This is a genomic window from Neobacillus sp. YX16 (assembly GCF_030123505.1).
Classification (GTDB): Bacteria; Bacillota; Bacilli; order Bacillales; family Cytobacillaceae; genus Neobacillus.
In genome coordinates, this window is record NZ_CP126115.1 from 3,903,288 (window position 1) to 3,926,158 (window position 22,871).

The window sequence follows — 22,871 nt, forward strand, 5'->3', positions numbered from 1 at the left end:
CTTACATTTACCTTACACTTTTGTAAGAGTTTACTATGAAGAAACGAGAGAAATCTATTCTTTTTTAAGATTAAGTACATAGACTAATACGTACGTTACATTAATAGTTAAGCATATTTCCCTTACCATTAGCATACTGTTGAAGGAATGGAAAGGAGAATCACACCCTATGGCGAACGAGGAAGTAATAAAAAAGGTCGAAAGCATTGCTCATCCTAAGGTACGTAACATTGTGAGACTTTGTGTGGAACAGGGCTGTCGGTTTATAGCACATCCAAGCAATCCAAATTTAGTGAATTTGTTTGATCCAGCCAGAAGGAAAAATATTATTGGAGATATAAACCTAACCAGTTCTAGAGGATATTTTACGCTTGAGGTGGAGAATGGACGCTTTAAGTCCTTTAGAAATGAAGTAATTGGATTAGATATAGATCAAGCTGAATTTGAAGATAGCGTGCTTAAGCGACTAAAGAGGTAACACCTCAATCATTTGTTTATTAGTAGAAAAACGCTCGGATCACAATTCCAAGCGTTTTTCCATATATTTAGATTCAAATTCAGGGACAGGTATAGGTTTGCTGAAAAAATATCCTTGTGCCTCCTTACAGCCTTGTTCTAGAAGAAAGGATATTTGATCTTGTGTTTCGACTCCCTCTGCTTTGACTTGAAGTTTAAGGAGATGCGCCATTACAATGATGGTCCGAACGAGAGTATTACTGTTTATATCATAAGGACATTCTCGAATAAAAGATTGGTCAATTTTTAATTTATCAATTGGCAGCCTCTTCAGGTAATTCAACGAACTATATCCCGTACCAAAATCATCAATACTAATCTTAACCCCAATTTTTTTTAATTCTAAAAGTGTTGAAATGGAGTGTTCAACATTCATTGTAATACTTTCCGTAATCTCTAGTTCTAAATATTTAGGTTGTAGTTCCGTCTCGGTTAATGCTGATTGGACGATTTCAACCAAATTTGAATGAAAGAATTGTTTAGCTGAAATATTTACAGAAACCGTGATAGGTGGATAACCAGCCTTTTGCCATTTTTTATTTTCTTGGCAGGCTGTTCGTATTGCCCACTCTCCCATAGGAATAATCAGCCCCGTCTCTTCCGCTAAAGGTATAAAAGATACAGGTGGAATGATACCTTTTTCAGGATGTATCCACCTCATAAGGGCTTCTGCTCCACAAAGCTGATTGGTTCTTATATTGAACTGTGGCTGGTAATATAATTCGAATTGAAATTGTTCGAGCGCTTTTCGTAAGTCTATTTCCAAATCTAATTCATGCTGAGCTTTTGCATTCAACTCATCATTAAAGAATTGGAAATTATTTTTGCCTAAACTTTTTGCGTGATACATAGCTAAATCTGCATTTTTTATTAATGTGCCAAAGCTTTTACCGTGTGTAGGGAAAACAGTAATTCCTATACTTGGGGTAACCACAAATTCATGATGATAGAATAAAAATGGTTCAGACAAGCTGGTTATAATTTGTTGTGCAACTTCACCGGCTCTTTGTTCGTCAGAATTAGGAAGAAGAATCGAAAATTCGTCCCCGCCATACCTAGAATGTAACCGAACCTGTTTCATTATTGAAACGTTTTTGGATATTTTCATTAACGAGCAGAAGGTCTTCATGATAAATAAAATCATTAATTCCCAAACCGTATAACTCATCAAAACGATAACCTGACATTTCACAAAGCCTCGGATTAACGTAAACTATCTTTCCATCTTGAAGAATATATACACCAACTAAAGAGTTTTCTATTAGGCTTCTATATTTCGCTTCTGCCTCCATAAGATCGATTTGAGCTTTTTTATGCTGTGTAATATCTTTAATGATTGTATATACACCTGTAATTTTCTAATTCACATAAATAGGTATATTTGTTACACTAATTTCCCGCTGAGACCCCTTTTTATCGAATATAGAACAATCATAGGCAGTTGCCTTTCCATCTAAAGCTTGGCAAAATGCCCCATTACTCTGCTTAAATCCTCAGGGAGAAGAAATTCGGTAAAGGGTTTATGAATTAATTCATCCTCACTAAACCCGTAAAGTGATACAGCTTTATTAGCACTGATAAACTTCCCCTCTGTATCAAAAATGATCACAGCATCAGGATTTTGTTCATAGAGAGATTTATAATACTGCTCATTTAATTGATATTTATTATACTTTCTAGAAAATTTACGAATATAGGAAGAAACGATAACAATCGTACCAATGATTAATCCTATCTCAATTACAAGACCCACACCTAAGGTTACTTCCTCCATCTATCGCGTAGCCTCCAAGTAGCATTTAGTATTACTATTACCAAAAAAACATCTAATAAAAGACTAGAGTTCAGAAATATTAAAAAAGCCTACCCCCTATGGGATAGGCTAACTTAATTAATGAGCATGGTGATGATGGCGATGAAGCTTTCCATGCTCTAATGTCCAGTCGGTTAACAAGAATCAAAAAGAATTTCAACAAGTCCTACTCCATGAAAAATCTTCTTTAGTACACTTTACGATTATTCATTTCAATTTTTTATAAGATAGGAGAAAGTAATCTAGAAACAGATTCTTTAAGTCGAACCTCTAAAGAACGTTTCTGATAACCTTCAAACGTTAGTAACATCGAAACCTTTATATCCTCTTTAAAAGTTTTCGTTAGTTTTCTAGAAACACCTTCATCATATAAAAAGGCATTGACTTCAAAATTTAGTTTAAAGCTTCGATAGTCAATATTCGCCGTCCCAACAGATGAGATTTCTTCATCAACAACCAGCATTTTTGCATGGATAAAACCATTTTGATAAATGTATACCTTTGCTCCAACCTTTAATAATTCACTGACATGCGAGAGAGTTGCCCAATACACAAACAAGTGATCAGGTTTATCTGGAATCATAATATTAACTTCCACTCCAGATAAGCAGGCAATACGAAGGGTATCTAACAAGCTTTCATCAGGTATAAAGTATGGAGTTTGGATATAAATTGTTTTTTTTGCAGACATAATCATTTTAATATAGCCATTCTTAATTTGTTGAAACTCAGAATCAGGACCACTCGTTACAATTTGAATTCCGATTTTCCCATGAGAAATATCTTCTGGGTATAAATTTGGAACATAATCAACATCTTGGTCATCAGAGGCTTGATTCCAATCCAGGATGAAACGGGTCTGGAGAGCATACACTGCAGTCCCTTGAATCCGTAAATGGGTATCCCGCCAATAGCCAAATTTTTTATTAAGTCCCAAATATTCATCGCCAACATTGAAACCGCCAACGTAACCAATTTTCCCGTCAATAATGACTAATTTCCGATGATTTCGATAGTTCATCCTAAGGTTAATAAATCGAAATTTTGATGGAAAAAAGACCTCCACCTGTCCTCCAGCTTTTCGAAATTCTCTAAATGATCTTTTCGGCAAGCTGCGCGAACCTAATTCATCATATAGAATACGTACCTTAACCCCTTGCTTCGCTTTTATAGTCAAAGCTTCGATGAGTTTTTTGCCCAGATTATCATTTTTTATAATGTAATATTGGATATGAATATAATTCCTTGCTGCTTTTATATCTTTAAATAACTGATCGAATTTTTCTTTACCATCGGTATAAATCTCAACAGCATTGTCCTCTGTTAAAATGGCTTGATTGTTAATCATATGCATATAAATCAAATCATGATTATCCCTTGTCACATCATTGCGATAATAGAATTGATTCAGGCGAAGTTTGGTTAATTGCGTTTCTAGTACTTTTTCAAAACCTGTCTTTTTGAGATCATCCCATTGGAAAAGACGTTTTCGACTTAAATTTTGACCTAATAATAGATACATCACAAATCCCAAGATTGGAATAAAAAATAAAACTAATAGCCAGGCCCACGTGGAACCAACGTCCCTTCTTTCTTGAAAAATGACAACGAGGGCCAACATGATATTCAAAACAAGTAATAAGCCTAATAATATAGACGTAATATTCATGGCAAAAACCCTCTCATCCGACATAAAACACTTTAGCAGATTTCTTTCTAGTATTTTCTTCTTTTCCTCAGCCATCCCATAACGAAGATAAGAAGAATAAATAATAGCACATATATATAATTAGAATAATGGTCCATTCTTTCCGCGATAGCTTCCCAATTTTCTCCTACTCGTGCTCCTAGATTTATCAACATAGTATTCCAAATGATGGTGCCCAAGGTTGTAAAACTGATGAACAGCCAAAAATTCATTTTCGCCATACCTGCAGGAATCGAAATGAGACTGCGTATGAGCGGAATGAAACGACAGAAAAAGACTGTCCAGATTCCATATTTATCAAACCACGAGTCTGCTCGATAGAGGTCCTCTTTTGTTAAACGGAGGAACCGCCCGTATCGTTCAATAATACCTTCCAATTTGTTTACATTTAAAATGGTCCCGAGCAGGTAGAGGATAACAGCACCAAACACAGAGCCTAACGTGGAAGTTGCAATAACTCCAAGAACAGTCAGTTTGGTTTGAGCGGTCATATAGCCCCCAAATGTTAGAATCACTTCCGATGGGATAGGAGGAAATATATTTTCTAGTGCAATGAGGAGAAACACACCCCAGTACCCGAACTGTTCAATAAATTCTTTAATCCATAAATCCATAATGCCCTCCAATGAATGATAAATAGCTTTTATAGAATTACGTTTGGTTATCGGAAAAGTTTCAAAATAGGACATCTACTTCTAATTACTATATTTTTAGGTAAAAAAATTAAAACCATTACAGCGAAAAAAAGCATTTAAGATTCAAATGCTTTTTTAGAGTTTCGAAGGTATATTTGGTTTATTACAGATATATAGTCTCGCCAATCGCAGTTACTTTTTTCACCTGGTTTATTAAAGAAGTTTTAGTGCTTCACTAACGGGTACACCACCGGAAACGAGGTCAAAGGATTGGTAGTATGTATTTTCTTCTGTTAGGGAATGGATAATAGTTGTTGCCACATCTTCACGTGGTATCCTCCCGCTTCGTATATCTTCTGCTGCTGTAATCATCCCAGTTCCTGGCTCGCTCAATAGACCGCCTGGACGAATAATCGTGTAGGTTAATTCACTTTGTTCAAGCATTTTGTCTGCATAGTATTTTGCCGCATAATATGGAAGCATTTTCTCATTCCAGTTTTCTCTTCTATGTGCCTGAATGGCGCTAACCATGATGAAGCGTTTAATCCCGACCTTTTCTGCCGCTTCAATCGTTTTCACCGCGCCATCTAAATCAATTAGGAGAGTTTTATCATATCCCGTATGTCGACCTGATCCTGCAGTGAACACAATCGCATTACAGCCTCTTGCTGCCTGAGCAATATCTTCGACACTTTGTTCTAAACAGGCAACCGCTACTTCTAAATCCAGTTTTTTAAATGCCTCGGCTTGTTCTTCTCTTCTAACCATTGCTTTGACTGTATGTTCCTGACTGTCTCTAAGTTGGTTAACAAGAAGTTTACCAACCTGCCCATTTGCTCCAACCACCAATACGTTCATCATTGTTAGCTCCTTACCTTGTTTACGACTATTATTTCATTGCGGGAACAACTTATTCAAAAAGCCCAATTTAGGGAGGGTAACTGCCAAGATTTTTTCAAAATAACCTACTACCCTTTTTATATTGCTTAAAACAAAAACTGCACCTAATAGATGCAGCTTTTCTCAAAGAGTTATTCTTTTCTATCTGGAATTACACAGTTGCCATCCACACAGCTTGCATCTTCTGCGCTAACCGTTGAAAGGTCTTGAAGTACCGGAGCTGGATTTTCTTCTTCCCATACTTTTTGCAGTGCACCTGCAAAGGTTGAGGTTGGCTGGGCACCGGAGATGGCATATTTTTGATTAACGATAAAAAACGGTACCCCTGTAATTTGATACTGCCCCGCAATCGATTGATCGATTCTAACATCATTTGCATACGCTTTTTCATCTTGAAGGACCTTTAACGACTCTTCGCGATCAAGCCCTGACGCCACGGCAATCTCAGCTAACGTTTCTAGGTCACCTACATTCTTAGATTCAGTAAAATAAGCAAAAAGTAGTTTTTCTGTTAAAACTGATTCCTTACCTTGAGTTTTCGCAAACTTTGCCAAACGGTGAGCGTTAAATGTATTCGTTGGCTTCATGTTCTCAAAATTAAATTTCAGGCCAACGGTAGCCGCTTGCTGACCAACATTTTGATTCGCTTGCTTTGCTTGTTCAATACTCATCCCGTATTTGGATGCCAATGCTTCATGAATACTTTTGCCACTGTACGGAGGAGAGTTAGGGTCAAGCTCAAAGCTTTTAAATTCTACTTCAACACTGTCTCTATGTGGAAATTGAGCTAGTGCTTCTTCTAAACGACGCTTTCCTATATAACAAAATGGACAGACAAAATCGGACCATACTTCTATTTTCATAGTTACACCTCTTTTTCTTCGATTCCTACTTATAGTATCATAGCCTCTTGAAAAACTTAAAAATCATGCTTACAAACTGATATCTACCCAAACTTAATTTTATCTACACATTTTTATACGATATCTACATAACCCTCTATTTATTGCTTAAATTCAGGTTCTTTACCAGTTAGCCAACTTTCAAAGTATTCCTTTGCCTCTGGTCCAAGTTCCTCAGAGAATACAGAGATGAAGTCACTACTAGTCGCTACATCATATTGATATTCTTTAAAATAAGTCTGAAGCAATTGATCCATTTTCTCTTTCCCTATTTCTTTTTCAAGGTTTTCCAACATTAACGCACCCTTTTGATAGACAAGCTGCGAATAGGCTCCGATGCTGGTAAATTTATCAACAGAACTCCCGATAAAGATACCCTTTTTTTCATGCATCTCTGTTCCTTCTGTCATGTCCTTTCTCATCTCTAAATTAGCAGCACCATGCTCCGGAAATTCCTCTAACATAAATCTCGTTGAAGTATAGGTCGCCAAAGCCTCGTCCAGCCAAGGCTCCTTCACTTCGTCATTCCCCACCATCCCATACCACCATTGATGTGCCGTTTCGTGGACGACTGAGCCAATTTCTGTTTCATTACTCTCTAGAATGCTTTTTGGAAGGTAAATTAACCCTGGAAATTCCATTGCTGTAAACATACCCGTTCGAACGATATCAAATTCCAGATACGGATATAGCCCATAAACTTTACTAAAATAAGCTAATGATCTTATCCCTGCTTCATGGTTCTGCTTGACTGCCTCCTGGCTATCACTTGCTAGGTACCATGTATTTACAGTTGTTCCCCCTATTTGGTCTGAAAACTTTTTGTAGTTTTCATCCATAATCACCATCGCAAAGTCCCGTACATTTTCGATTGTAGTTGAATAGCTCAGGGATCCATCCTGTTCCTTTATAGCTTCTTTCTCCTTACCGGTACTTGCAATTTGATATGTTCCCGGCACCGTTACCTTGACCGTATAGTTGCCAACTTGACTATAAAAAGGATCTCCCATTGAAAGGTATGGGTCTGTTACCCAACCTCTTTCATCATATACCGCTTGAATAGGAATCCAATTTCCCAGCCAAATCGCATTGTCATCATACGCGAAACGACCATTATTCTTTGGAACCTTCATCGTAAACTTAAAGTCAAGGTCAATAGCTGAACCCACTTTCCAATTGTCCAATGGTATTTCAAGTACCGTGTCATTTAATTTAAAACTACCTTTATTTCCATTTACCTGAACTTCCGTAACTTCTATTGAACCTGGTTCAGAATTCTCGTCAATAATTTGACGCCAGAATCCACCTAGTAGATCTACATCTTCTCTAAATTGGTTCGGGTATACGTGAAAGTAAATTTTGTCCTGAGTTTTCCCGGTATTGTTTGTCGACTTCAATTTAAGTGAGCCCGTTAACGTTTTCTCCTCTACATTAACAGTTATGGTAGAATCGTATCCTGTCGGAACAAATTTCTCCGCCTCTACAATTGAAGCCTTATTTTCACTTTTATTATTTCCAGCAGTCTCCTTTGAGTTGTTTTCTTTACACCCTGCGAGTAAAACAGCAAAACCTATTAAAATAGCAGGCAGCCAATTCCCTTTTTTCATAAAGACCTCCTAATATAATAATTTCACTCAAATCTTAGACGGAATTTCTCAGGAAGAGTTTCAATTATTTACATATAATAACATTTGCTCTTAATCAATAATAAAATATCCCCTGCCGGCGCTGGCAGGGGAACCTTCGTTTAAGCATTTTTTTGGCGTGTTCTTCTATGTACAAGAAAAACATAAGAAAGAACTGCACCACAGGAGGCGAATACGATGACGAGTCCCATAGGGATTGCGGATTCTCCTCCTCCTATTCCCACTAATGGGGATGTTACACCACCAAATACAAATGAAAGGACACCGAGGAGTGCAGAGGCACTGCCTGCATTTTTACCTTGTTTTTGCATGGCAAGTGAGAATCCTGCTGTATTGACGACACCGACGCTGGATACCACAAATAATAAAGGAATTAATACCATCCATAATGTTGCTTGGAACAGTATTAGAATAAATAAGAAAATGCTGCCGAAAAAGGACATACCTAATCCGAAGATTAATAGCTTTGACTCGTGTACTCTTCCTGCTAATCTACCAGTTGTTTGGCTGGCAATCATAATGCCCAGCCCATTGATGGCAAAAATAAGACTGAAAACTTGCGGTGATGCACCGTAAATGTTTTGGACCACAAAGGGAGAACCAGATATGTAAGCAAACATGGTGCCGGAAATGAGTCCTTGGGAAATGGCATACCCCATGAAACTACGGTCTACGAAGAGATTACGAAAGGTCAAAAGAGTGTTTTGGATTCCGCCACGTAACCGTCTTTCTTCTGGAAGTGTTTCCGATAAGCCGAAAAGTACGGCAATAAACATAATAAAACCGATTAACCCTAGGACAATAAATACTCCTTGCCATGGAACGAACCTTAGAAGCTGCGCACCAGCTATTGGAGCTAGAATTGGCGCAGCCCCATTAACTAAAGAAAGGAGCGCAAAGAACTTGGTCAATTCCGTTCCAGAATATAAATCGCGGACAATCGCCCTTGAGATGACAATCCCTACTGCACCAGCGAGCCCTTGAATAAAACGCAACAGAATGAATGTCCATATGGAAGGACTAAATACACATAATAGCGAAACGACTGCATAGATAATCAACCCAATTAGAAGTGGATTGCGCCTCCCGCGGATATCACTAATCGGTCCTGCAAACAGCTGCCCAAAAGATAATCCTAACAGGAAAAAGGTTAAACTTAGCTGAATAAAAGATGCGCTGGTTTGAAAGTAATCCGCTAATATAGGTAATGCGGGCAGATACATGTCAATGGACAATGGAGCAAATGCCGCTAAAGAACCTAATACAACAGCAATCCATAATCGTTTGGAACGAGAAATGGTCCCTGGGTTGTCGATTGAACTTTCTAAAGAAGTACCCAATATTGATTCATTCCCTTCATACATTTTTTCAATTATTGTTACTATATATCAAAAGATAAAACATAGAAACTAAAATTATCAATTTTCTAACACCGTAGATTACAAGTTTCAGCAGGACATATATGAGTTTGGTACAATAGGAAGGTACTTCAACTTTAAAATAGAATATTAAATTCAATCTGTTATTTTTTTCGAAAATTTAAAATAATTATATACTAAGAGGTGTTCTCGGATGAAGGAATGGACAAAGGAAATAGAAATTGATGCTCCTATTGAAAAGATTTGGGCATTATTTGATGGGTCTTTAGAAAATATGCAAAAGATTATGCCACAGGTAATTAGTAATACACCCGTGAAAGTGACGGAAGAAGGCGTTGGGACAATCTATCGTCAGCAGTATAAAGAAGGTAAACGGATAGAAGAGTATGATGTTGAAACATTGGAATATTTGGACACTCCTGACCATAAGAAAATGAAGGTAGGATTTAACTTAGCTAACTATTTTGAAATTAACGCTGGTTATGAATTAACGAAAATAAATGAACACAAATCACATTTCAAATACACAACGACAAATAAACCATTAAAAGCTATTTTTAAATTATTCTTATGGTTCGCCAGCGATAAGACAGTGGTGAAATTTGTTGAAAAGGTTAAAGAAGTTGCCGAGGAAGAACACGCATTGGTTAAATAAGAAGGGAGCCTAGAATGATAGATTATCGTTTCTCACATCGATTAAAGGTGCGTTATTCGGAAATTGATGGTCAAAAGATTGTTTTTAATTCTCATTACCTAACGTATATTGATGTTGCCGTCACAGAATATTTCCAGCAGCTTCTTCAACACGATAAAAAGTTTGATTTTGTGCTTGCAAAATCGACAATCGATTATAAACGATCTGCATTTTTAAATGATTGGCTCACCATTTGGTGCAGAATGGAAAGAGTCGGCAACAAAAGCATGACGATGAACTTTATGATTACGAGAGAAGATGAAATCGAACCCATTCTTCTAGCTGAGGTTATTTATGTGAGTGTTGACCACCAAACCATGGAACCCTGCCCCGTACCTAATTTTGTCAGAGAACGAATCGAACAATTTGAACTTGAATATAAGTAACAACAAAAATTCCCCATTTCTTTAATGAGGAATTTTTCTTTTTAATAATGGACTACCCTATTTGGTTCTAGAAAGTAAAGACTTTCTCTCTTTACTTTTTCCATCGTTATTTCTTCCCATGCCTGCTTATAAAAGGATAGTTGAGCACGATAAAAGTTTTGCAGTTTTTCGTAGTCTTCGATCCTTTTTGCTCGGTCCGTTTTGTAATCGACAATCTTCCATTCACCATTCTGTTTGTAGATAAGATCTATGATTCCTTTTACAAAAAAAGGATGTTTATCTTCTGGATTCCTTGTAATGTGAGCATAAAGAGAATCATTCTTTTCAACCTTTAAGGTAAACGGAACTTCCGTTAAGACTTCATCGGCTGTTTGGATTTCATCCCATAACGCTGAAGTCCGTAAATTGGTAAGATACGTAATCACCTCGACTTCTTTTGAAGGTGAAATATTATTGCTGGTTAATGCTGCCTTGATGTACTTGGTAACATCATGACTTTGAACGGCTTTTTCAAAGACATCATGAATCAAGGTCCCCCACTCTTTTCCGCCGCCCGCTTCCCGTTCAATTTCGTAAACATCAGAAATATCCTTATCCTTTGTTGGCGTCCAGTGTTCAAACGATTTCACTTTGCTATGGTCCAGCCAAGCATGCATACTAACTGTTTTGGCCTGGTACTCAGCAAAAGTGATTTCATTGGCAGAAACCTTATCGGTCTTCTCTATTTCAGGAACTTCCACTTCCTCGATATTTTCCATCTCAAAAAGGACATTCCAAGGATTTTTCTTATTACTTCCGTTTGAACTAATGACGAGTGCTTTTTCTGCCCGGGTGGCCGCAACATAAATAATCCGTAATTCTTCTTGTGTAAGATACTCTAATTCCTCGTTTTTATAGGTCTCCCAGTTTAGTGGGACCGAAACTTCTCTATCCTGAAAGCCATTTCTCACGGTAAACATAAAGTATCCTTGTGAGGAATAATCCTCTCGTTTGATATGCTGTGATAAAAAGGAGACCGGATTCACCTGTTTGGCAGGGTGAGCCAAGAAAACAACGGGCGCCTCAAGTCCCTTTGATTTATGAACATTCATTATCCGAACCGCATCAGCACCTTCCTCCATATTTGCGACAGTTGTTTTTTCAAAAAGCAATTTTGTTAGAGAATCCATGATTTGTTTATAGTTGGTATTCCCAAATGCCTCCTGTTTACGTAAGTTTTCCATCATCTGAAGCATACTCTTATAGGTCCGTTTGTTACGGCCATTTTTTAAAAGCAAGGGATAAAAGCCCACAACCTCCATGATACTGTCAATGGCAGCAGTTGGAGATAACTGCCGGATACTTTGTTGACATAACTTTAATATGGTTAATGCGTTAGTGAATTTTGCCTTGATCATTGGATTCAAACCCTCTGGTATATCACTATAGATAGAAAATCTCCCTTTGGTTTGCTTCTATTCATAAAGCTCTTGATCACTGATACCGAAGAAAATCCCGCGAAGTACTGCTACAAAACTTACTTCATCCGTAGGATCTAAAAAGGATTTTAATAAAATCCATAAATCTTGAAACTCTCTTGTTTCACCCATGACTACTTCACCAGAAATACTGACAGGAATCCCCATTGCCTCTATTATCCTTGCATAGATAGAAACTCCATCATTGTATCTTGTCAGAACCATAAAGTCCTTTGCTCGATATCCTTTTTTAAGCAATGCCTGAATGGTAAGTGAAATATTTTCTGCATCCTTTAGGATTACTTCTTCTTTCTTACTGAAGTCTGCAAGGACGCTTAAACGATTGATACCAGTAAATCCATCGCCATCATCTTTGTGATATGCGATTAATGGTCGATAGGCTGCTTGATGTAGTGTTTCGACAGCTGGTAAATGCTTTTCAAAAACAGTATTTAACTTTTCCGTAACACGATCTACTGACCTGAAATTTGTGATTAATTGCAGGATTTCACCGCCATGCTCTTCCATTAACTGTTTCACGCGATTGTATGTATCAATATCTGATCGACGGAATCGATAAATCGCTTGTTTTGGATCACCCACGACAAAAAGTGAGCCAGCTTTCGGTCTGCACCTTGTCCAAATTTGTTCACTTGGATTCTCACTCGTTAGAAAAAACATAATCTCTGCCTGAAGCGGGTCCGTGTCTTGAAATTCATCAATTAGTAAGAAACGGTATTTTCTTTGAAAATAGCTTCTCACTTCAGGATTTTTCTTTAACAACTTTGAGGTGTGCAACATTAAATCTTGGAAATTTAATAATGAGCGTTCTTTTTTTAAGTCTTCATAGACAGTTAAAGCTTCTTGAATGAAATCAACGATAATTGGGTGGCAATATTCCTTCCAAGCTTGAAGCAATGGCTTGATGGACACTTCAAGAAAAGCATTGATTTTTTCACTGTAAAACTTCGCATCCTCTTTTGAATGCCACCGGTTTAATGTTGGTTTTAAGCTTTTATTAAACAATTCGAAAATACCAATGATGTTCTTATCCTTCGTTACATCCATCAATCTTTCTTTTTGAATGGCCATTCGAATTGCCTTTTGTAAGGAATCATAGCCTTTATCAGGTTCTTCAACTGGTATCGATTTTTCCGCTTCTTTTACTAGCTTCATAAAGGATTCAAAATCTGATGTGAGCGTTGGTTTGTTAACTGTTTCTGTAATCCACTGAACATCAGAGTATTCTTTTAGATTTCCTACCCATGGAAAAATCTGATCAATACTTATTCCCAATTCATTGATTCGGTCAAATTGTTTAGAGTTTTCATCCAATAACTTTTGTAAATAAAGCTGCCACGCTTCCTCTAAAAGCTCTAAATCCTCGGACTCTTCTAGTTCCTTGAAGGTTAAATCTAAATTGGCTTCAATTGGCCGTTCACGAAGCAGCTTGGCACAAAAGGAATGAACGGTACCTAGAAAGCACCTCTCCAAATTTTGAAGTGCTACCGACAACCGAAACTTGATTTCAAGGTCACTTTCTTCTTTCCAGGCTGACTCTACTTTTGATTGGAAGCGTACCTTTAACTCATCTGCTGCTTTTCTTGTAAAAGTAATCGCAACAATTTCCTGTATTTCCGCTGCTCCGGTGGTAATCAGGTTCACCATCCGATCGACAAGGCTCGTTGTTTTCCCAGAGCCTGCACCCGCTTCGACTAAGAAATTGGTTTGCAGATTGTATTTAATTTTATCCCTTGCTCCTTGATCAATAATCTTTTTAGTCATATGCACGAACCCCCGTTAACTTTTGATTAGTCTGTTTTTTCTCAAGGGAGTCTTTATCATAAAAGTGGCGGCGGCAAACCAGCTTGAATTCGCAAAATTTACAATCATTCTCATCCTCTGTCATTTCAAAATGACCATGATTAATTACGTCAATAAGCTTTTGTAAAATATCTAACCCATTCGTCCTTAGCGTAACATCCTGCTTCCTAGTAAATCGCTGTGCCATTCCTTTTAGAGTCGGGAAGTAATACGAACTTTCCTCCACAGCACCCTCACCTAAATCTAAATGCTGTTCAATTGCTAAGGCATAAATCATATGCTGTAGCTGACGGCCGCCTTTAAAAGCTTTATTTTTCTCATAACCATAGGTACTTCCCGTTTTATAATCGATGATATGGTACCTGCCATCATGGGATTGGTCAACACGGTCAATGATTCCAGTTACCTTTACATCTCCCGAAGGCAGTTGAATGATGGCCGGTTCGCTGTCTCCAATACCAAATGAATATTCAAAATGGAGTGGATTGTAGTGCTCGCCATGAATCTCTTCTTCTTTTAGAAAGATATCACAGCATGCCAAGATATCGTTCATTTCCCGCTGATAAACCCGTTCATTTGGCGGAGGCAGGACCTCTTTTTCTTTTTCAATAAGACCAACAGCTATTTCCATAATTTTATCGTGATGAATAGCGTAGCTCGGCTTAACATTTTGTTGTGTAATTTCCTTATAGAAGGTTTCAAAAATGCTGTGAAGCAAACTGCCCCGAGTAGCTGGGTCTAACCATTTATTCGCATCATACGAAACCTCCTCAATCGGCCTCACTCTTAATACTTCCTTAAGGTAGTAAGAATAAGGACATCTTGCAAGTGTCTCTAATTTCCCTGCGCTCATTGTTTTTTCATGATTGATCCGCGGGTCATACTGGCCTGAATCCATTTGTATGAACCCATCAAATTCGGAATAGCTTTCTGAAAAACGAGCACTCTCTGCTGTAAGACCTTGTTTTACATTTAGAAAATGGTTAAGAATCCCTTCATTGAGTTGTGAAGGAGTGTCGTCGATTAATTTCTTAGTCCAATAATCTTTATCCTCGAAAATCTCACTAGAAATGAGGTCTGATGTTTGTGATAGTAAGTCTTTGTATTCAGCATCTTTATTGCCTGACATCATTCGGTAGCATTGTAGAATGACATGAGCAGGATTTATCACACGATTATCAGTGATGGAAAAATCACAATAGCTAACTGTCACTTTACCCGTTGAATGAGCCAAAGCCTGCAGAAGCGTATAGGTGTTTTCCTGACTCATTTCACGTAGTAATGGAATCTTATTGCCAAGTGCGATACGCTCTGTATCAAGAAGCAATGGATCTTCTCCTGAATTCCCTGGAAACTTCCGATTATTAAGCCCCAAGAAAAATACATTCGGATTACTGTGATAGACCGCTTTTTTATAAGAAGTAATATGCAGGAATCCGGGTTTTGGACGTGATTGATTCACCCTTATCGAAAGCAGGAGGTCATTAAGCTTTTCAAATACATCGTGCCTTCCTAACTCCTCATCAGCATAAGTAACGATTTTCTCGATTACTTCCAAAAGCGTTGTTTTTGAAATTTCATCAAGCTTAGTGCTGCTTTTGCTATGATTTTTTAAAAGAAATGCAATGCTGGATAAGCATTTTTTGTAATTATAGGTTGGATTACTATCAGGAAGCTTTTTAAAAATCTTTGAAAACCATTGATGTAACCACACTATTTCATTTACTGTACGTTCAAACTCTTCCCCTTTTTCAAATAATCGTTCCCTTTCGTTTTCAAGCTGAGTTATATACCGCTCCTTCGACCAACCGATCTGTAGATCCCGAAGAAGTCTCACGATTCTCGATCTTGAAGGTGAATCGTCACCTAGGGTGAGTAATCCTTCATTCAGCAAATCGATAAAGGATTGCACACTATAATTTGATTGAATCCAAGTAATTAATCCAGAAACTAATCTCCCAGGCCGACTAAATCCTACGGGTAACCCTTCACCAAAGGTTACCGGAATATCAAGCTTTTGTGCTAAGTTGAAAAATGGTGTTATGTATGAATCAGAATTGGAATAAAAAACAATACATTCATCCAGCGGCGCTCTAGATGATTTTATCTTTTCTAATACATGTTTCACTTCCATATCCTCTGTTTTTGAAGTGAAGATATCTATATTTACTGTTCCTTCTCCTACTTCATCAAGCTGATAGAGGCAGCTTAACGGCGTTGGCTCTCCCCAGGATATCGATGATAAGCTGCTTGACCTTTCTGGAATGCTTATCCCCAAAACAGGGGCAAGAGGCAGTTTGAAAGATCCTTCTGGCAGGATTTGACGAAGAAGCAGTTCTTCTAAGTGGGTGAGGTGCAAATTGGACTGTAGTATAAAGACTGCTCTTTCATTCCTTTGGGCAAGATGTATTGCTTTGGTAAGGATGGAGGCTTTATCCGTAAAATGATTGAAATCAAGCATTTTTTCATATTCTGTTAAAATTGCAGCCAAATCCTCTGCTTTTTCAGGTGAAAGAAAAGCATCTTTCCTAAGTGTTCCCGCCTTGTAGCCTGCAAGCCTAAGATTCTGAAGCGTTGAATAGATGGCATGACTAAAAGAAGGTGTAATTTCCATTTCTGAAAAATAACGCAGTTTTCCTTGGTTCTTTAATTCCTTCAGAACATTATAGATAAAATGAACGCCAACTGTCCCATCTAGTACAGTAATAGGTTCTTCATCATGTAATTCCACAAGATTAATGGCTAGATTAAGTACAGTCTTATACTTTAGATTAATTGCCCGTTTTCCTGCCCTAATAAAAGCCTCATTGATTTGTTCTCCTATTTCGAAGGAATCAACGATGACGACTTTTTCCTTTAAGAGGAATTGAGTACAAATTTGGTCTAGTTCATTGACTAACGAATGCATGGTACCCCTCCATCGTAGACTAACATTATTGGTCACATTATATCATTTTACCTTTTCAGTATGACAGGAAAACCCATGTTTTTACAAAAATGCATGGATTAAACATATTAATAGACATGTTGGAGATAATAACTCCGATTACCTTGAAAGGATGGGATGTTAATGTCGTTAGAATGGTTTGACAGAGTTTGCGGCGAGCTTCAAGATCACCTAGAATCTATTTGTGAAGAGTATGATCAGGTTGGTCAAATGTCGGTTGAAAGAGCTGCCAAACACCCGAGGATCGAGTTTTTTGTAGAAACAGAAGATGTGAATACAGAAGAAATCGATAGAGACTTTTTCTGTACATTGTTCTTTGATCCTCAGAACGAAGAATTTTACATCGATACCTTCGATGTTGACAGTGGGCATACTGCTAAAGTCATCCTTTCGGACATAGAAGATATAATCGATGAGGTCCACACAAGCCTGCATGATTATATGAACGATGATGATCATTACACAGATGACGGTGTCTATCTTACTTCAGACGAAGTCTATGTAGACGATGAAGACTGTTATGAAATGGCCGATGACGATGGTGTCGAGTATTATGAGGCTGAGGAAGTAAATGAGGACGATATATTTGAAGAGATTGATGTAGAATGGAACACTCCTGAGGTCACCGCTTTCAAGCATGAAGATGAAGTCGAAGTGACTTATCAATTTGGGGTTGTTCCTGAAACTGGCGACGGTGTGTTAAAGCGAATTAATCGGATTTGGACCACCGAGGATGAATTAATCAAAGACGAATCTCATTTCATTTTCAGTAAAGAAGAGGCCAGCACCATTATCGCCATGATTGCCAGCCATATGGATCAATTAAGCGAATTTAACTTTGATGATATGCCATAAGAAAAGCCCAAAATCTTGGTGCTAAATATAAGGAGGAGCATACCATTTTGGTATGCTCCTTCCTTTATTACTCCACCGTATAGTCGATTTCAATCAAATCCCATGGAGTAACAATTCCTAATGGTGTTTCGTCTTTTTTACCATTTTCGGTGATGATAACTGCTTCTAATTTTTTCTTAACCTTATGTGACTTTTCAAAGATGGTTTCAACGTCAAAGATATTCGTGCTTTTCGCGACAAAGTCAATCGGATGATCTTTCTCGTATTTCATTATATCCGAAATATGTGTATCGTCTAGATTTACAGAGCCGCTTACCATGTTCTGTGCCATCCATTTTACAATCGCTCCTGCCGTCAATAAACCCACAAACTCTTTATTCTTGTATATCGGAAATTTCGAATAATTAAACTGGCGAATTGCCTCGGTTACCTTAAGGATGCTATCGTCATAATCAAAATATATTACATTTCTCGTCGCAATCGTCAAAGCGTAATTGGGACGGTTAAATACATGGGCAATTTTTTCTATATGCTCTACTACTCTTGCATTTGGTTCCGCGATATAATAGCCTACTTCCATTTTTTCATGGACAATAGCATTGCGCAGCTTCGCATATTGTTCGAGATCTTTTTTAAAAGTTTCAATGATTTGATATTTCTTAGCTCCAACCTTCACTAATACTACAAATCTATCATCATTAATTTTGACAATATCCTTCATCGCATCATGTACTTGATTAAAGGCCACTTCAAACCGTTCCGATAGTATTGGTGCTTTTTTCACTTGTTTCATCCTCTACCCCTGCCATTTTATTTACTTTATTCTCTTTTATTATATATTTATTGTATGTATTTCACTATCCCCACTTTTGGTAGAGCTGCATAATTTCTTCTTCATGAGAGATACCTTCGTCATCGGGTGTTTCTAACACAAATGGAATATCCTTTACAATCGGGGAGGTAGCAATTTCCTGAAGAAACTTTGCCTTGATCAGACCATTCTGAAAAACATTGGCATGACGATCCTTCTTCGAACCGGTGGGATACTTAGAATTGTTAAGATGAATGATTTTCAGATGGTCAAAGTAGTCTAATTCTTCTCCTTTGGAAAAAAATTCTTCTGTATTTTCCCCATTCCAAAGTCCACTCGCAAACATATGACAAGTGTCGAGGCAGAATCCTATTTTCTCAGGATAATCAGCCAGATTTCTAATCTGTACTAATTCTTCAAAGGTAGTCCCGAGAGCCCCTTTAGTTCCAGCATTATTTTCAATGAGTAGTAAACATTGGCCGTCCCATTGACTGAGGACAGAATTTAGCATTTCAAGCATTAAATGATAACTCGCAAGCGGGTCATTTTTGCTTATTTGACTTCCAAAGTGGACTACCACACCGATTGAACCGCAGGAGTCTGCAATTTCAAGGTCATTCAAAAGAGAGGCAATAGTTAATTCTTTTTTATCCTCTGAAGGAGTTAAACTTGTAGAGTACGGAGTATGCGCAACTGAAACAAGGTTGTGCTTCTGGCAAAACTCCATACAGCTTGTGGCATCTCCTCGGTCAAAATCCTTTACCGAAAGGCTGCGCGGGTTTTTCGGAAAATATTGAAATGCCGCTGCACCCAATGATGCTGCTACTTTAGCCGCTCCTGTATATCCATTTCGTATACTCACATGACATCCAAAAATCATCATATACACCGCTTTTTTAGTGTTAGATTCTGCATTATAAGTTTAAACTATTCTTTTTAATGCAAGTGTTGTAAGATAATTCAGGATACTTGGAAGGAGGAATTAGATGAGAACAATTACATTATCAAATGGAAAAACAGTTGAAGTCGAATGTTTAAGCTGCGCCTTAACAAGCGGTCTGATTGAGCCTGATGGTGGTGTCATAATAGAAACAGAATCTTTTCATGCTCACCAGGATGTCGCCTATCCCATTGAAGGATTAGTCATCCTTGCTTCTAAAAGGCATATTAAATGCTTAGATGAACTTACCGAGGCAGAAAGATTGGATTACATAAATATAATGACTTCCATTAGGAAAGCTCAGCGCGAAGTTTTAGGTATTGAGTATGTTTATTACTTTTACAACGAAGACACTACCCATCATTTTCATACCTGGATGGTCCCTCGATATGATTGGATGAATGAATTTGGCCGTTCTGTTGAATCTGTTCGACCTGTATTGCTACATGCACGAAATCATCGGAACACAGTAGAAAATAATCAAAAGGTTATGAAAGCTATCGAAGACTTAAGAAACGCATTAAATTAAAGTACAGACTTTCAAAATAACGGGTTCCGTTAACGAATCGTTCCCTTAAACGACGAAAATGAGGTATCAAGGGAATGATACTTGGAGAATCGTTCCCATGTAGGGTGAAAAAGATGGGTCAACGGAACAATACCTGCAGAATCGTTCCTTAATCCGAAGAATACGGAGTGTAATGGGGACGATTCAAGTAAAATTTCATTATAACAAAACAATTAAGGTAATATTTTTACCAACCAGGATACTTTTGGTGCCATTCCTCACTGTCTTCATAGGTCTTGACTAAATCATCTGCCAGTTGGCTCAATTCTTTTGAAAGTTCTACATCGCTAACCCAATTTTGCGGAATCCCATTGATTCCAAGATAAGCCCCTAAAATATTTCCGGTTATCGCTCCGGTACTATCACTGTCGCCATTATGGTTAACGGCTGTAAACACAGCTTTTTCAAAATCATCTTGATATTTTAAAGCGCTGTAGATGGAAATAGCAAGTGCCTCTTCACCGACCCAACCCTCTCCTAGACTTTCTATTGCTTGAATAACTGGTTTGTCTGATTTTACTAATGTGATTGCTTTTTCAATCAGCGTGCTGCATTCCTGATTTGATGGGTATTTTTTACACTCTTCCAAAGCTTGTTCCACAGCAATTTCTAAATTTATCCCCTCAATTATAGCTGCGATTATATAACTAAGCGCACCGGCAGAAAGGTATCCACTCGGATGTCCGTGTGTAATTGCCGCACTTTCACATCCTAGCTTGAATGCCTCCTCTTTCTTAAAAACCAATCCAATAGGGGCAGTCCGCATCACACCTCCGCATCCTTTACTATTATTGAGTGGTTCTTCCATGGTTCCCATTCTTCCTGAGATCAGTGCATCTAAACAGGTATTTCCAGGCGCTCTTCTTGTATGTAAAGCTTTTATTGAATGTATCCAGCCGTCCTTTTCTACGTCGTTGCCCACCCCTTGGGTATTAAGCCAGCGTAAATAGCTTCTGTGGACCACCGACGGTATATGTGCTATTCCTTTGTTTCTGCCTCTATTTTCTGCTCGTAATAAACCCTCTGCAGTGAAAATCGTCATTTGTGTATCATCGGTTATTTCTACTAGATTACTTCTGCCTTTTACTAGGTTCGTTATCCCCTGTGTTCCGTATTTCCTTTTGATTTCATCCAGACGTAAAAATTCCACTGGCCATCCTAACGCATCGCCAATTGCCCCGCCAATCAGGCAGCCTCTAAACCGTTCATTTATTGTTTGCATGTGTATTCACCTCTCTTACATATTTACCTATATTTTAACAGAAAAAATAAGTTGTATCTAAGAGACCACAACTCATCATTGATTGGCTATTATCGTAATTGATTTGTCTTCTATTTTCTTTCCTTTAGAGTCATCCAATAGATTATTTAACATGATAGAAAATATTATGGTTTGTCCGCTTTTAGTGTAACGTAGCCGGATATGGTGCTGACTGTTGAGATGGTTCCAGTCTTCGCAAATACCTTCTGTCTAAGCTCAGGACCTGACATCCGGTTACGTAAAGTACCGCCTTCCATTTTTTCACTTGCTCCTGCTATCGGTAGTGAATGAAGAAAAGCTGGAAACCATTTTTGCTGCTGAACTGCATATAACAATTGAGATAGTTGAGCTGCTGGAACTAAGTCGACATGAGAAATACCAGATCCATCCCTTAGTACCAAGGTTTTCGTGTTGATTCCGAATTTAGTTAACTCGGCTTCCATCACCTAAGACCCTTTTCCCAGCTTCCTTCCCCTTTCACCACTTTTCCCATCTCTTTAACCAAGGTTTCTGCATGGCCATTGTTGCTTAGCTTCATAAACGGGACCAGTAACTCAGACAGCATGATTGAGCTATGCGAATGTAGTATTCTTGCTGCGTCTGGTGTTGTCCCTGTCTCAACTTTTCCGGTAAATTGAATGCCTTGTTCGGTTAGGGATTGTTTAAAAAGGGCTAACGCATAACGTGTCGGCTCCCACACACCAATCCATTCCTTTTCTGGCTTGGCTTTAACAGGTAATGTGCCAGATATCGTAATCGTATTTTTGGCGTGTTCCCGTTCAAAGGTAATTTTCTTTTTCCCATCTGCAGGGACGGTTTCAGTTTGATTGATTATTTTTACAAAGTTCGTGTCAGGAGTAACTTTTACCTTGGTCTTATTACCTTTGTTATTGCCAGGCATCACCTCAATCATGACCGAGCCTGAATCAAAGTCTTTTGTGGGTGAAGCCGTAAATGCCGAAATTTGTGCACCATAATAGGTTTGTTCATCACTCCAAGGTAAATCCGGCGAATACCGGACATCATCATACAAGATATCGTATCTTAATTGAATTGTACATTAAATAATTGTACATAGATTCCTTTTCTTACTCCTAGTTAATCGTTGATACACAAGGATTTTTATATACCCAAGAGAAAAAAGGGTTGTACACAAAATTTTTCTATTTAGCTATTAAATTTACCGTATTCTCTTAATGTGTCCATAACTGTGAAATGTACATAAAAGAATTTATTATTTAATTTTGAAAATATTATTTGGAATAATTAATCCATTTATGTATGAATAAGTGACTATAAACTAAAGACTTTATTCAAGGGATTTTTAGTTAAGCCTTTATTGGTTTGGAGGAGGACATAGCCCATAGCGGGAGGCGTATCCGCAGATGCGAAGCATCGAGGACCTTAAAAATACGGTTAAATTAAGTAAATAATAATAAAAAAATATATGGGCTGTTATTGATCATATTGTTTGATGCTGGTTTGGCAGTATGGTTCTAGATTTTTGAATCATTTCTCAATACATAATAGTCATGCAGTGCATTTCATATTAACGGGGCTTTAGTGGAAATAGCCTCTTATATTGCTCCAATACTCCTTTTGGAAGGACATGCCTCACTAGTTATGCCA

General features: G+C 37.9%; 22 protein-coding genes. 5 read left to right on the forward strand and 17 right to left on the reverse strand.

The features are described 5' to 3' along the window. The first annotated feature begins 169 nt into the window (after positions 1-169). Positions 170-478 carry a hypothetical protein gene (locus QNH48_RS19060; RefSeq protein WP_283951577.1) on the forward strand — a complete coding sequence of 103 codons (309 nt, stop codon included), beginning with the start codon at positions 170-172 and terminating at the stop codon, positions 476-478. A gap of 39 nt (positions 479-517) precedes the next feature. On the opposite strand, the gene QNH48_RS19065 is transcribed toward QNH48_RS19060, so the two are convergent. The 9 genes from QNH48_RS19065 to QNH48_RS19105 all read right to left on the reverse strand — a co-directional run bounded on the left by QNH48_RS19065 (position 518) and on the right by QNH48_RS19105 (position 9,484). After that, positions 518-1,597, reverse strand: coding sequence for a putative bifunctional diguanylate cyclase/phosphodiesterase (locus QNH48_RS19065; protein WP_283951578.1), 1,080 nt, complete (start codon positions 1,595-1,597; stop codon positions 518-520). Beyond that, a complete protein-coding gene (locus QNH48_RS19070) occupies positions 1,572-1,808 on the reverse strand; it encodes a PAS domain S-box protein (protein WP_283951579.1) in 237 nt (78 codons plus the stop codon). The genes QNH48_RS19065 and QNH48_RS19070 overlap by 26 nt, the downstream gene beginning before the upstream one ends. 161 nt (positions 1,809-1,969) lie before the next feature. Further along, positions 1,970-2,290, reverse strand: a complete 321-nt coding sequence (locus QNH48_RS19075; protein ID WP_283951580.1) for a PAS domain S-box protein — start codon at positions 2,288-2,290, stop codon at positions 1,970-1,972. Positions 2,291-2,549: 259 nt separating this feature from the next. After that, positions 2,550-3,998 carry a cardiolipin synthase gene (cls, locus tag QNH48_RS19080; RefSeq protein ID WP_283951581.1) on the reverse strand — a complete coding sequence of 483 codons (1,449 nt, stop codon included), beginning with the start codon at positions 3,996-3,998 and terminating at the stop codon, positions 2,550-2,552. Between the two features lie 47 nt (positions 3,999-4,045). Further along, positions 4,046-4,651, reverse strand: coding sequence for a DedA family protein (locus QNH48_RS19085; RefSeq protein ID WP_283951582.1), 606 nt, complete (start codon positions 4,649-4,651; stop codon positions 4,046-4,048). Between the two features lie 234 nt (positions 4,652-4,885). Next, positions 4,886-5,530, reverse strand: coding sequence for an SDR family oxidoreductase (locus QNH48_RS19090; RefSeq protein WP_133366900.1), 645 nt, complete (start codon positions 5,528-5,530; stop codon positions 4,886-4,888). Positions 5,531-5,703: 173 nt separating this feature from the next. Next, positions 5,704-6,435, reverse strand: coding sequence for a DsbA family oxidoreductase (locus tag QNH48_RS19095; RefSeq protein WP_283951583.1), 732 nt, complete (start codon positions 6,433-6,435; stop codon positions 5,704-5,706). A 140-nt stretch (positions 6,436-6,575) separates the two neighbouring features. Beyond that, a complete protein-coding gene (locus QNH48_RS19100; protein ID WP_283951584.1) occupies positions 6,576-8,081 on the reverse strand; it encodes a M1 family metallopeptidase in 1,506 nt (501 codons plus the stop codon). A gap of 140 nt (positions 8,082-8,221) precedes the next feature. After that, a complete protein-coding gene (locus tag QNH48_RS19105; protein ID WP_283951585.1) occupies positions 8,222-9,484 on the reverse strand; it encodes a multidrug effflux MFS transporter in 1,263 nt (420 codons plus the stop codon). 208 nt (positions 9,485-9,692) lie between these two features. On the opposite strand from QNH48_RS19105, the gene QNH48_RS19110 reads away from it, so the two are divergent. Further along, positions 9,693-10,154, forward strand: a complete 462-nt coding sequence (locus QNH48_RS19110; RefSeq protein ID WP_283951586.1) for an SRPBCC family protein — start codon at positions 9,693-9,695, stop codon at positions 10,152-10,154. Between the two features lie 14 nt (positions 10,155-10,168). Next, a complete protein-coding gene (locus QNH48_RS19115) occupies positions 10,169-10,579 on the forward strand; it encodes an acyl-CoA thioesterase (RefSeq protein ID WP_283951587.1) in 411 nt (136 codons plus the stop codon). A gap of 41 nt (positions 10,580-10,620) precedes the next feature. Here QNH48_RS19115 and QNH48_RS19120 read toward each other — a convergent pair whose 3' ends face one another. Genes QNH48_RS19120 through QNH48_RS19130 form a run of 3 tightly spaced genes read right to left on the reverse strand, consistent with a single transcriptional unit; the run spans position 10,621 to position 16,768 of the window. Next, positions 10,621-11,976 carry a 3'-5' exonuclease gene (locus QNH48_RS19120; protein ID WP_283951588.1) on the reverse strand — a complete coding sequence of 452 codons (1,356 nt, stop codon included), beginning with the start codon at positions 11,974-11,976 and terminating at the stop codon, positions 10,621-10,623. 57 nt (positions 11,977-12,033) lie between these two features. Further along, positions 12,034-13,821, reverse strand: coding sequence for a UvrD-helicase domain-containing protein (locus tag QNH48_RS19125; RefSeq protein WP_283951589.1), 1,788 nt, complete (start codon positions 13,819-13,821; stop codon positions 12,034-12,036). Continuing rightward, entirely contained in the window at positions 13,814-16,768 is a 2,955-nt protein-coding gene (locus tag QNH48_RS19130; RefSeq protein WP_283951590.1) for a PD-(D/E)XK nuclease family protein, read from the reverse strand. Before QNH48_RS19130 ends, QNH48_RS19125 begins: the two co-directional genes overlap by 8 nt. 162 nt (positions 16,769-16,930) lie before the next feature. Between QNH48_RS19130 and QNH48_RS19135 the strand changes: the two genes are divergently transcribed. Continuing rightward, positions 16,931-17,662: a hypothetical protein gene (locus QNH48_RS19135; protein ID WP_283951591.1), complete on the forward strand. Its 732-nt coding sequence runs from the start codon at positions 16,931-16,933 to the stop codon at positions 17,660-17,662. Positions 17,663-17,729: 67 nt separating this feature from the next. Here the strand turns inward: QNH48_RS19135 and QNH48_RS19140 are convergent, their stop codons facing one another. Further along, on the reverse strand, positions 17,730-18,455 hold the full coding sequence (locus QNH48_RS19140; protein WP_283951592.1) for a CBS domain-containing protein: 726 nt from the start codon (positions 18,453-18,455) through the stop codon (positions 17,730-17,732). A gap of 64 nt (positions 18,456-18,519) precedes the next feature. Beyond that, positions 18,520-19,356: a deoxyribonuclease IV gene (locus tag QNH48_RS19145; protein WP_349655097.1), complete on the reverse strand. Its 837-nt coding sequence runs from the start codon at positions 19,354-19,356 to the stop codon at positions 18,520-18,522. A gap of 103 nt (positions 19,357-19,459) precedes the next feature. Here QNH48_RS19145 and QNH48_RS19150 point away from each other — a divergent pair, with 103 nt between their 5' ends. Beyond that, positions 19,460-19,942: an HIT family protein gene (locus QNH48_RS19150; RefSeq protein WP_283951593.1), complete on the forward strand. Its 483-nt coding sequence runs from the start codon at positions 19,460-19,462 to the stop codon at positions 19,940-19,942. Between the two features lie 226 nt (positions 19,943-20,168). Here QNH48_RS19150 and QNH48_RS19155 read toward each other — a convergent pair whose 3' ends face one another. The 3 genes from QNH48_RS19155 to dacB all read right to left on the reverse strand — a co-directional run bounded on the left by QNH48_RS19155 (position 20,169) and on the right by dacB (position 22,275). Next, positions 20,169-21,203 carry an ADP-ribosylglycohydrolase family protein gene (locus QNH48_RS19155; protein ID WP_283951594.1) on the reverse strand — a complete coding sequence of 345 codons (1,035 nt, stop codon included), beginning with the start codon at positions 21,201-21,203 and terminating at the stop codon, positions 20,169-20,171. Positions 21,204-21,367: 164 nt separating this feature from the next. Continuing rightward, positions 21,368-21,685, reverse strand: a complete 318-nt coding sequence (locus QNH48_RS30590; protein WP_481858508.1) for a D-alanyl-D-alanine carboxypeptidase — start codon at positions 21,683-21,685, stop codon at positions 21,368-21,370. Then, complete coding sequence (gene dacB, locus QNH48_RS30595; RefSeq protein ID WP_481858427.1) at positions 21,685-22,275, reverse strand: D-alanyl-D-alanine carboxypeptidase/D-alanyl-D-alanine endopeptidase; 591 nt, start codon at positions 22,273-22,275, stop codon at positions 21,685-21,687. Before dacB ends, QNH48_RS30590 begins: the two co-directional genes overlap by 1 nt. Positions 22,276-22,871 lie beyond the last annotated feature (596 nt).